This is a genomic window from Candidatus Glassbacteria bacterium (assembly GCA_019456185.1).
GTDB lineage: Bacteria > Gemmatimonadota > Glassbacteria > GWA2-58-10 > GWA2-58-10 > JAJRTS01.
Genome location: VRUH01000039.1, coordinates 26039 through 37431, shown reverse-complemented (window position 1 = coordinate 37431; position 11393 = coordinate 26039). Strand labels below are relative to the sequence as shown.

7 protein-coding genes are annotated in these 11393 nt (G+C 60.6%); 2 read left to right on the top strand and 5 right to left on the bottom strand.

What is annotated here, in order from left to right; all coding sequences use genetic code 11:
• Positions 1-154: 154 nt before the first annotated feature.
• Entirely contained in the window at positions 155-1255 is a 1101-nt protein-coding gene (locus FVQ81_13070; GenBank protein MBW7997479.1) for a glutamine--scyllo-inositol aminotransferase, read from the top strand.
• Positions 1256-1260: 5 nt separating this feature from the next.
• Here the strand turns inward: FVQ81_13070 and FVQ81_13065 are convergent, their stop codons facing one another.
• The 5 genes from FVQ81_13065 to FVQ81_13045 all read right to left on the bottom strand — a co-directional run bounded on the left by FVQ81_13065 (position 1261) and on the right by FVQ81_13045 (position 10202).
• On the bottom strand, positions 1261-1455 hold the full coding sequence (locus tag FVQ81_13065; GenBank protein ID MBW7997478.1) for a hypothetical protein: 195 nt from the start codon (positions 1453-1455) through the stop codon (positions 1261-1263).
• Between the two features lie 78 nt (positions 1456-1533).
• A complete protein-coding gene (locus FVQ81_13060; GenBank protein MBW7997477.1) occupies positions 1534-2679 on the bottom strand; it encodes a carboxypeptidase family protein in 1146 nt (381 codons plus the stop codon).
• Between the two features lie 76 nt (positions 2680-2755).
• A complete protein-coding gene (locus FVQ81_13055; protein ID MBW7997476.1) occupies positions 2756-3490 on the bottom strand; it encodes a hypothetical protein in 735 nt (244 codons plus the stop codon).
• Positions 3491-3613: 123 nt separating this feature from the next.
• Positions 3614-4693: a DUF2225 domain-containing protein gene (locus tag FVQ81_13050; GenBank protein ID MBW7997475.1), complete on the bottom strand. Its 1080-nt coding sequence runs from the start codon at positions 4691-4693 to the stop codon at positions 3614-3616.
• A gap of 238 nt (positions 4694-4931) precedes the next feature.
• Complete coding sequence (locus FVQ81_13045) at positions 4932-10202, bottom strand: hypothetical protein (protein MBW7997474.1); 5271 nt, start codon at positions 10200-10202, stop codon at positions 4932-4934.
• A 237-nt stretch (positions 10203-10439) separates the two neighbouring features.
• On the opposite strand from FVQ81_13045, the gene FVQ81_13040 reads away from it, so the two are divergent.
• Positions 10440-11357 (top strand): carbon-nitrogen hydrolase family protein, encoded by a 918-nt coding sequence (locus tag FVQ81_13040; GenBank protein MBW7997473.1) that lies wholly within the window; start codon positions 10440-10442, stop codon positions 11355-11357.
• Positions 11358-11393: the final 36 nt, after the last annotated feature.

The following is an 11393-nucleotide window of genomic DNA, read 5'->3' as shown; positions in this document are numbered from 1 at the left end:
AAGTATTGCCTGTGCGTTCTCTTTGATAATCGACACAATCCGGCCCGGGCTTTAGCTCCCTTTCCCCCGGCCGGCTCACCGGGAGCACAACATGGACAAACTGGCGATCCACGGGGGCGCACCCGCACTGAACGAACCGGTAAACCCTGATTCAATGCGGCCCCTTCGATTCGGGCAGGAGGAAAAAGACGCCCTGTCCCGGGTAGTGGATTCGGGCGCGATGTGCCGTACGTTCGGGCGGGCCCTGGCCGCGGTGGGAGTCGGCTGGCACGATGAGGTGATCACCAGCCCGATCACCGACATGGGCAGCGTTATCGGCATCGTGGCTCAGGGCGCGCTGCCGGTATTCGCCGATATCGACCCCGAGACGTTCAACATGGACCCGGACGCGGTGGAGCGGGCGATCACACCCCGCACCAAAGCCGTCCTGGCGATTCATCTGGCCGGTTCCTGCGCCGGAATCAGGGAAACCTGCGAAGTCGCGGAAAAACACGGCGTAAAGCTGGTCGAGGACGTGGCCCAGAGCTGGCTGGCCGAGAGCGGCGGACAGTTCGCCGGTACGTTCGGCGCGGTGGGCTGTTTCAGCACGAACGGGTACAAGCATATCTCCACCGGCGACGGGGGCGTGGCCGTAACCGACGACCCGGAGCTGGCCCGCAGGATGAGACTGTTCATGGACAAAGCCTACGACCGCACGAGCGGCGGCCGTAACCCCGAGGTGTTTGCGATGAACTACCGGATCACCGAGCTGCAGGCCGCCGTGGGACGGGTCCAGCTCGGCAGGCTGGCCGATATTATCGTCCGGCGACGAGAGATCGCCGAGAAAATGCTGGCCGGCCTGGATAACGTGGCGGGGCTGCGGCTGCCCACGGTCCCGGCTGACTGCGACCATAGCTGGTGGTATTTCATCCTCCGGCCCGCTCCCGGCGTCATACCGGTAACCGCCGGGGAACTTGCCGAGGCCCTGGCGGCCGAGGGTATACCAGCCTGGACAGGTTACTGCGGCGGCAGGCCGGTTTACCTCTATGACTGTTTCCAGCATCCGGAGCGCAGCTTTTTTGCCGTGCCGCCCCTTGCCGGAGCAAAAAGCCTGCGAGAGATGTATCCCGCAGGACTCTGCCTGGTGTCGGAAAAGCTGCTGGACGAGATGATTGTTCTCTCGATGAGCGAGCATTACAGCGACGCGATGGTTGACGGGATGATCGAGGGAATCGGGAAGGTGTTTAACTGGTACGCGGCGAACAAACCGGCCTGAGCTGGTCAGCCGACATTGAAAAAGCGGCTTTTGGACCCGGTCGGGCTGACATTCATCTGCACCCGCTTGCCGCACTTGGGGCACCAGCCCACGTAGGCCGTACCCTTTTTATTGAGATAGACCCGGCTGTATACCTTGCAGCAGTCCCACTGGATTCCCACAAAAGGTTGTGCTTTCCGTTTCCGCTTCGATTTAGCCATGAATCCACGCTTCTGTCAGGTTGAACTCAACTCTGCGCGTACAACCAAAATCAGTGCAAATTCCACACCAGCGCACCATCACGGCGCGTTTCCCGCCGCCTCGCACAGCGCTTGCAGCATCCGCCTGGCGATAACGCCCAGGTCTTCCTCGCCGCGCCGGTACCAACTGATGCTCAGCGACACTCCCCCGCTGCCCGGAGTGCGAATCAGCCACTGCCAGAGATGGTTTTCCGCCGTGCCCCGTTCCCGGACAAAACTGACATTCCAGACATAGTCGTTGAACGAACGGTCGGGCATGCGCTCCAGGAGCTCGTCGGCCACCCACTGGTGGGTGCACCACATCCCGTCGTCGCCCTCGTGCGGCCAACTGTGGATGTCGGCCCACAGCGACGGCCTCACCCGTTCGACCATCTCCAGCAGGGCGGTTACCGCCGGATCGTCCGAATCGGCCCCGTAGCTCATGTTCACTCCGCCCGCGGGCCGCGTGCGCTGATTGCAGCCGGTAAACACTCCATCGGGGTTCATCATCGGCAGGAAAAATATCTCGCAGTCCTCCAGCAGGCGCGCCGCCTCAGGCTGCCCGGAGCGAAGCCAGCCGATCATTTCCTCCACGATATAGCTCCCGCCGGTCTCGTAGGGATGGTTGCGGGCGGTTATCAGCACCCTGGTTCCGCCGTCGGCACCCATCCTCAGGCTGTGGATCTCCCGTCCCTGGAACGACTTCCCCTCCACTCTCGTTTGCAGGTCACTTGTTCCAGCCAGGCGGGCGATCAATTCGCGATAGTGAGCGTAACTGTAGCGGGGATAGAATCCGATGTAGGTAATACCCGGCCTGCACGGCACCGTCAGCCTGGCGGTCGTACCCTCCAGCGAGGCGTAGACCGGGCGCCAGTCGCCCTTTTCACCATAGAAGTAATAGTCGTAGGGGTAGTCCGGCTGACGTTCCAGCACGGGCCATTCAACCAACAGTTCCGCATCCCGTGTGCGCTCCGAACTGTTGACCACCCGTACGTTGAGCCGGAACCAGTAAGCGTCGTTGCTGCCTTGCTCGTTGAACGGCCGTACGCGCCAGCGGTCGGCGGCTTCGCGGGTAACTCTGTCGGCCGTGCGGGGGTTGGAGCCGTCAAACCCGGTCTCCAGCTCCAGCTCGGCCCCGTCAAGCGGACCGAAAACCAGCAGCACGGCAACCAGGAACGCCGGAAAGAGAGGTTTTCCGTAATACATCTCCGCCTCTTGATTCAGGGTAGCCAATAGATAACCGACGGGTATGGAGTGAATTCACGGCCGGACGGGAAAAAACTCAGAACGTGAGCTGTTCCTCTCTTTTGCGGGCTTCCTCGAGCTGGAAGAGTACCAGTTGATGGTCGAGGAAGAGGGAATACCGGCCGTTGGGACGGGAGACCAGCTCGATCATGCTTTCCTCGGTGTCCCACTTGGCGAACAGGTTCACGTTGCCTAGCTCGTCCACCCGGATGTTGATATCGTAGGGCCGGCCGTACTCGGTCATTTTCGAGAGCAGGAAGGCGTTGAATGAATTGCCCTCGAAATAATCCGAGTAGTATACCTCGAGATGGAACAGCTTGTTGTTGTAGAAGCGGTATTCGACCTTGTAGCGCTTGGGGTCGGGGTTGAGCGCCACCAGCGAAACAAACTCCGGGTTCTGCGGGGGACGGAACGCCACCGTGTCGGATACACCCTCGTTGCCCAGCCGGTTCATTACTTCCTGCAGGGTCATGCCCCACTTGGCCCAGCCATAACCGTCAACCGAGGATTCGAGCGGGATAGTTTCACCGAGCACATCGGCGTACGCCAGTATCTCGCCGCCGGGCACCCGCCGCTGCATCTGCTGCCGGGTCATCTCAACCGAGGCCATCGCCTGCCCGCCCGCCATCGCCGCCTGGCCCTCTGCGGCGGGCTGCTCCGCGGCTGACTGTTCTCCGGGCGAAAGAAGCATCGCGAACACACCCAGCATCAGCAGGAAGCAGACCACCGCTCCGCCGACCCCGATCACGATCAGTTTCATCATGTCACTCATCGGTTACCCGGAAAATCATAATGATGATAAAAGGCGAAAAAATTCATCTCGCCGCCGGACACAGTCTTCCATTGATAATATCGTCAGATCTGCGGTCTCACTTGAACACATCCACGCAAGCTCTTAAAACAGCCCGAGGAACTTCTTCCGCTTCTGTTCTCCCAGCAGCCTGGTAATCAACTGGGGTTCGAAATTGAACTCCTTCAATTTTTCGCGGATATCCTCGGCGTCCATACCCCTCGCTTCCAGCTTGGCAACCACCTCCTTGGCTTTGGGCTCCTGCTTGGCGATCTTGACCTTGATTATCTCCTGGCGCATGTCGCCGGCTTTTTCCATCAGCACGTTGACCTTGTTGGCCTGGGCATCGAGCTGGGCCTTCCGCGTGGCGGTCAGACGGCCGGCCTCCTTGTCCTTGCGCATGGTTTCGCCCATCTGCGCCCGGTGCTTCTGGCCGGTCTGCATCACGCTGTTCAGGCTCTTCATCGCCAGCTTCATATTGTCGGCGCGCAGATAGATCTCGGCGATCAGGATCATCAGATCGGTGGCGTGCAGGATATCCGCGTACCTGGGATGGTTCTGGTATGCTTTCTGAAAATTCTCGGCCGCCGCATTCATGCACTCGGCCTCTGACTGAGGCACGCTCTCCCACAGTTTGCCCAGCTTGGCCAGGAATTCCTTGTACTTTTTAAATTCCCCGTCCGGATCGTCCTTGGCCATCTGCTCCCTGATCAGCCAGCCGGTGCGAAGGTAATAGCTGGCGATCTTGTTGTCGTCGCGATCAACCGTAGGCGTCAGTTCCTGGATATAAAGCGCCAGCAGGTGCGCGTTCATCGCCATGCAGAACGTCATGTTGTCGTAGTTGATACTGCTGCCCAGCAACTGGACGATCTGCTTCTGGTTGGGATTCATCTGCTGGACACAGCGCTTGATCAGGCTGAAATTGCTCTGCTGATCCTGTCCGGGTTTGAGAAAATCGCGCTGGCTGGACGTGTACTTGCAGGTAGTACAGTGCCAGAAATGGTAGAACGGCGGATGGTAGCCCTCGAAATCGGAATCCATCCATTTGTATTCCTTGACGTGGCGGTCGCTCTCGACTTCCTTCTCCACAAAGCTTTTGGGCATGATAAACCGGTTTTCCGACGGTGAACCGCAAACCGGGCAAATGATTTCCTTCTTGACAAACGGTGATTTGCCTGGACTCATCTCCAGCCTGCCTCCTGTCTGAATACGCAGGGCCGCCGCCGCTCCCGGCGGGCCCGCCCCGGGAAGATCTCTGATCGCCGGGGGAACCGGTTCGAACAGGGGCGGTCCCGCCTGCTCGGTTCAGTTATTCCATCACCCCGACTGGCTTACATTATAATAAAGTTGCGAAAAATACAAGGACTGACGGCAAAAGCCGTATTTTACGGGAATGACGAAAAATGCGCCTGATGAGAAAAAGCTACTTGAGCAGGATCATTTTGCGGGTCAAAACACGGCCCGAGGACCTGAGACGGTAGAAATAGACGCCGCTGGAGAGTTCCCGCCCGGAGTCATCGACCCCCTCCCACTGGATCCTGTGCAAGCCGGGAGGATACGAGCGGTCGGCCAGCAGGGCCACCCTGGAGCCGCGCAGGTTATAGACCTCGATCCGCACGCGGGTCTCAGCGGGTCCATCATCGTTTTCGGGCAGGAAGAAGCCGATTGTCGTGCTGGGATTGAACGGGTTGGGCACGTTCTGCTGCAAAGTCATCTGCCGGGGCAGAATCGTGCCGGCCTTGGCGGCGCGATTGTCTATTTGGGCATCGGAGCCGCCGAGACGGACCTGGCTGATCTCCACCGGCGGCAGGGGAAGGTTATCCCTGCCATCTGCCCGCCTCAGCGTGAACAGGGGGCCAGAACCGGCCTGAAGGCCGCTGCCGGCCTTGGCGGGGAAAAACAGCAGCAGGATTTCACCATCGGCGCCTGTGCCCGCCGCCTGAATGAGACCGGCGAGCCGGGCCGAGGGTTCGATCTGGACAGGAACCCGCTCCTGCCCGCTGAAACGCAGCTCCACCATCCCCCACGGCACCGTACCATCGTTATCGAGGCTGAACTCAACTCCGCGTTCGTTATGGTCGACAAGCGAGGCAACCGCGGTGACCGGGCCGCTGTCAGAGTTTCCGGCCAGCAGCGAACCGGTGCGCCATAGATCGAGAATAGCCACGAGGTCGTCGGTGTTGAAATCCTGATCCTGGTTCATATCCAGGCCGAAACTGTCCATCGCCGTGGGAGTGGCGTAACCGACGATGATATATACCAGCCGCAGGATATCGGCGACATTGGGCTTGGGCGGAGCTAATCCGCGTTTTCCGCGCCAGGGACGGACCTGAACGTCAACAGTGTCAGAGTGGCTGGAGAATCCGGCCCCGTCGGTGGCCCAGGCCCAGTAGCTGAACGTGGAACCCAGGGGCCTGGCGGTCATCTGGAACGTAACATCCACCGAATCCTGGGCGCCGGGGAGTGTCGTATCGATCGAAACGCTGAACGCCGCGCCGGCGTAAATCTCTCCGCTGGCCCGGAAACTGATCGTGGCAACAGCAGTGTTGTCCAGCGCCCGGACCGTGAACAGATACGGCCCGGTTGTATCGGGCAGGACTGTGTCCGGGCCGGCGGTAAACGAGATGGACGGACCCAAGCTGTCTACCGAAACCGTATAGCTGAACGTAACAGTACTGTCGATTGCCCCGCGGGAGTCCGTGATTACGATACTCCAGCTGCTGGTCGAGCTGTCGCCAAGGGCGGGCATGGTGTAACGCCACCAGGAGCGGATCTCGCTGTCCACCGCTCGCACCGAGTCGCGGCTCATCGCCGCATCGACCAGGGTGTCCACTCCGGCCACGACATAGTGTACGCGCACCGTTGTCGATGAGTCCCGGTCGGCGATCCGGCAGTTCAACACCGGAGTGCTGCCGAGTTCGTACTGGTTAGGGATCGTGTCGTGGCTCGTGATCCGCGGATAGAGCGTATCCTGCTCGACTACCGTGCCCACGGCGTCCAGGACCACGTCGGTCAGTACCTGGCGCATCCCCGAGGGCCAGCGGATGACGACCGAGTCAACCGCGGTGGCGGAACCGACTCCCAGGTGGACCGTCTGTTCGCTGAGCGAGGTAAATCCCGTGCCGCCGCCGAGACGGCGCATTGCCTGTCCGCCGCTCCAGTAGGCGAACACCTCGGAGCCGCCGGGGATAATGCTGCTGGCCGTACCCTGCAGGTTCAGCCTGATAAAATGGCTGTTGCTGTCGAAGAGAATATTACGGTAAAGCCTCGGTGAACTCAACCGGCCGACGACAATCAGGTCCAGCCGGCCGTCGCCGTTATCATCCAGCCAGGCCAGACCCCGGTGCTGGCCGGCGTCGTTAAGCCCAGCCTCGAACGTACTGTTGACCAACTCGCCGCCGGAACTGCCGCGCAGCACGGCCGGAAGGTCTTCCTTACCAAGTTCACCGCGGCTTTTTACCATGTCCGGATAACCATCGTTGTCGTAATCCGCCCATGCCGCGCCGAAACCGCCGGGCTGGCTGCTGAGGCCGTCGGCTGAGAGGTCCATGGTACTGAATGTCCCGTCGCCCCGGTTGCGGAACAGCATGTCCTCGGCCTGTTCCACGAGGTGGAGATCGGGCAGGAGGTCGTTGTCGTAGTCCGCCCAGGTCGCGCTGGCGCTGCTGATGCCTCCGGTGACTCCCGCGTTGGAGGTCATCTCGATGAACGTGCCGTTTTTCTGGTTTCGCATCAATCGGTTTGTGGAGCCGTAGTTGACGATATAAACATCGTCCCAGCCGTCGCCATCATAGTCGGCCCAGGCGCAGGCCACAGTGCCCGTGCCGCCGTTCAGGCCGGCGGTCAAGGCGGTGTCGGTGAACGTGGAGTCGCCGTTGTTGTGGTAGAGCTTGTCCGCGCCGTCCTTATTGGCGACAAACAGGTCTATCCGTCCGTCGCGGTTGTAATCTATCCAGGCGGCGGCCCAGCTGTCGCCCGCATCGTCCACTGCCGCCACGGCCGATACGTCGGTAAACGTCCCGTCACCGTCGTTGGAAAGCAGCACGTTTGCGCTGGAGGAGATAATATACAGATCGGGATAACCGTCATTGTTGTAGTCGCCCCAGAAACCGCCTCGGCTGGCGCCGCTTCCGGCCGAGCCGAGCAGGCTGGAAACATTGGCCCAGGTGGTGTCGGTAGCCAGCAGCAGCACATCGGCCGTGTCGGTGTTGGCCAGGTAGATATCGGACAGTCCGTCGCGGTTGTAGTCAGCCACCGAGACGCCCTGCCATCCCCCCGAGCGCAGTCCTGAGGCAAGCGTTCCCTCGCTGAAATGGGCCACCCGGAAACTGTAGACGGAGTCGACAGGGTCCGGGGGCTGCAGACTGTAATTGCCGACCAGGTCGACAGCGCGGATATAGTAGTCCACCTGGCTGCCGATCTCCTCGCCGGTCATTTCGTGGTAGAACGTGTAGCCGGCCGAGTCGCTGGCGGTCAGGTCCATCGACACACTGTCCCGTTCGGCCAGGGCTCCCCCGCGGTACACAGCCCGGACGAGGTAGACATCCCGCAGGCTGTCGTCATCGGTAGCCCGGACAGTTACGGGATACGGACCGGCGGTGTCGGCGGTGTCCCCGAAAGCGCTGACCGACAGGATGGTCGGCACGGAGTCATCAACACTGAAATCGTAGAGCGTATCCGGGGCGAAATAGGGATCACGAGTGGTGTGGCCCAGGGAATCCACGGCGCGGACAAAATAGTAAACCCTGGTACCGGTGGACTGGCCGGGAATATCGGCCGAGTAATAATCTCCGCCGCTGGCGGTCATCGAGACCGTGGTAAAGCTCTGGCCCTGGTTGCTGCTGTAGAACAGGGTCGGCGTGAACGAGTTATTGTCGGTCATCTTGCTTGAAATCGTATAGGGCCCGGCCAGCAGGTCCGTGTCCGGGTAGTCGGTTGTGGAATCGACCACCGGGAAAACGCTGTCGGTCTCGAACCAGGTAATCGCCTGGTTGACAGCAAGGTTGGTGGTATCGCGGCGCAGGCCGGCCGGCCAGAAGACGGTCAGGCTGTCCACGGTGCTGGCCGAATCGACTCCGAAGAGCGCCACCGGCTCGCTCTGCGACCCGCTGCCCCCGTCGATCTGACGCAGATAGGTCCTGCCGCCGGCAACGATCCTGACCGTGGCCCCGATCCCGAACCTGCTGCTGACCACACCGTGCAGGCGGACCTTGAACCAGTTCCCGCTGAAATCGCTGTCGAAATAGACGTTGGCCCCGTTGCGCCGACCCAGATAGATATCGGGTACTCCCTCATCCTCCGGGTCGGCCCAGGTGACCGAACTCCAGTAACCGTAGAGATCGAGCCCCTCTCCCGGAGCTTCGTCGGAGAACGTACTGTCGCCTCTGTTGACAAACAGTTTGTTGGCGCTGTCGCTGAAAGTGACCAGCAGGTCCTGCCAGCCGTCAAGGTTGATATCCAGCCAGGCCGCGCTGCGGGCCGTACCGTGCACCGCCAGGCCTCCGGAGCTGCCGAGGCGGGTGAACGTGGAATCCCCGTCGTTGCTGTACATCACCTGGACGCTGTCCTTGTTGGCCAGGAACAGGTCGAAATCACCGTCGTTGTCGTAGTCGCCCCAGGCCGCCGCGGCTCCATTGCCCGCATGGTCCACCCCTGCGGAGGCAGCGACATTGGTGAACGTGGAATCTCCGTTGTTGCGGTAGAGCTTGTTGGCGGCGCTTTCCTTGACCAGGTAGAGGTCGGGCAGATGGTCGCCGTTGAAATCGCCCCAGACGGCGGCCACGCCCTCGCCCGTATCGTTGAGACCCGTTGAATCGTTCATCGCGGTGAACGTGCCGTTGCCGTTGTTGCTGAACAGCACGTCAGCTGAGCCGAAATTGACGACATAGATATCCGGGTCGCCGTCGGCGTCGTAATCCACCCAGTTGGCGGTGAATCCCGTGCCGGTGTCATCGGTACCCGTCTGGCTCGAAACGTCGATGAACGTCCCGCTCGAATCGTTGCGGTACAGTCTGTTTGTGCTGCCGCCGAACAGTCCGCTGGAAACCACGTAGAGGTCGATCCGGCCGTCGTGGTCGTAGTCCGCCCAGGCCGCGCTGACCGCGTCGGCGCTTACTGCCGGGGCGAACCCGCTCTCCACGCTGAACGATGTCCCGCCCGAACCGCCGCGGTAGAGAATGCCCGCTCCGCCTGAATTGGCCAGGAACAGATCGGGGATCGTGTCGTTGTTGAAATCCGCCCAGGCCACGGCGTTTGTGACCCCGTTGTTATCGAGACCGCGGTCCGCGCCGACTTCGGTGAATGTCCCTCCGACGCCCGCGTCGAGCACGATGATCTGGAACGTATCGGCCACGAATAAGAGCGATGGATGCTCGGTTACGCGGACGATAGCGGTGTAGCTGCCTGCCTGAGTATAGTTGGGCGTCCAGGTTATAAGGCCGGTATCATTGACTGTCATGCCGGCTGGACCTAGAAATATTGAATAGGAAAGCGAGTCTCCGTCGGCGTCCGTGGCATTCAGGTCGTACTCGTATGTGATCATTTCAGGGATGGTTGCGTTGATAGCGGGACTGTTAATTACCGGCAATGCGGCAAAAAGCCCGGTGATTATGGCAAAAAGTGCTATTACAGCCGTGAGGACACCGGTTTTGCGTCCGTGACGAACCGGCTGGAGTCTGGAAGGTTCTTTTCGCATAAGATCAGTATTAACGGTTACTTACGTGCTTCCGCCGCCTTATGTGATTAATTCAGGCTGATTGTGCTCCGTACTTGTCTCCAACCATGGAATAGCAAGAAAAATGCCACTCCGGCAACAATTTAGGCCCCGGAGCACAACAGCTTAACTCTTGCCGGGAATTATTCAGGGATATATAGTTGAGCAGCTTGAGCGCGATTGCATTACTTCTACCTATCGGCCAGAGGAGAACCGGACATGAACCGTCTGAGATACGGAATATCAGTAATAATCGCCGCGATATGCTGGGCATTCATGGCAAACCCATCGCTGATGGCCCTGGAACGAGAAGTGGTGATCAGCACCTGGCAGGGACCCTGCGCCGACGGGGATTTCGAGGCCAACCTGGCCACGGTCCGCGAGGTTGTCCGGCTGGCGCGGGAACGGGGCAGCGATTTCGTCGTCTTCCCCGAAACGTTCCTCTCCGGCTACGGTGACCTGGAAACAGTGAAGAAAGGTGCGCGGAGTCTCGACGACCCGGCCGTGCGGGAATTTATCGCCGAGAGCGCCGAGCACGGGATGACCGTGCTGGTGGGGATCGCCCGGCGGACCGGCGATGTGATTTGGAACACCGTGCTGGTGATCGAGGGCGGCAACCTGCTGGGGACCTACGACAAATGCATGCTCACCGGCAGCGACCGGGACAGGATGAAATTCGCCCCGGGCCGGGACGTGCCCGTATTCGAAAGCCACGGCGCCCGGTTCTCGGTCGTGATCTGCCACGATACCTCGTTCCCCCACCCGGCGCTGCTGGCCAAGCTGCGGGGGGCCGAAATCCTGTTCACCCCCCACTACAACAGCATCGGGCCGCAGACGGTCGACGACCACCGCAAGTGGGTGCGCAACTGCCACGTGGGCCTGGCCTGCCTGATGAAACTGGCGGTGGTGCGCTCCAACGTGGTGGTCACCGCCAAGCCCGACTCCCCCGGCTACGGCGACAGTTTTATCATGAGTCCCCAGGGCGAAATAATCGCCGGAGCCGAGTTGTTCCGCACCGAGCTGGTGACCGCCGCAATCGGGCCGGAGATGTTCAAGATTCCTTACGTCTGGGCTGACCTGGACGAGGTCCCGGACTGGCTTAACGAGGCTGTTGCCGAGGAAATGAGGAAGCGGTAGAATTATTTTGGCAAGGATAAAAAGGGCGGACACATG

Bases quoted from the DNA above. Each gene is read 5' to 3' on its own strand.
- FVQ81_13070 (MBW7997479.1), top strand. From the start codon at position 155: ATGCGGCCCCTTCGATTCGGGCAGGAGGAAAAAGACGCCCTGTCCCGG.
- FVQ81_13065 (MBW7997478.1), bottom strand. From the start codon at position 1,455: ATGGCTAAATCGAAGCGGAAACGGAAAGCACAACCTTTTGTGGGAATC.
- FVQ81_13060 (MBW7997477.1), bottom strand. From the start codon at position 2,679: ATGTATTACGGAAAACCTCTCTTTCCGGCGTTCCTGGTTGCCGTGCTG.
- FVQ81_13055 (MBW7997476.1), bottom strand. From the start codon at position 3,490: ATGAGTGACATGATGAAACTGATCGTGATCGGGGTCGGCGGAGCGGTG.
- FVQ81_13050 (MBW7997475.1), bottom strand. From the start codon at position 4,693: ATGAGTCCAGGCAAATCACCGTTTGTCAAGAAGGAAATCATTTGCCCG.
- FVQ81_13045 (MBW7997474.1), bottom strand. From the start codon at position 10,202: ATGCGAAAAGAACCTTCCAGACTCCAGCCGGTTCGTCACGGACGCAAA.
- FVQ81_13040 (MBW7997473.1), top strand. From the start codon at position 10,440: ATGAACCGTCTGAGATACGGAATATCAGTAATAATCGCCGCGATATGC.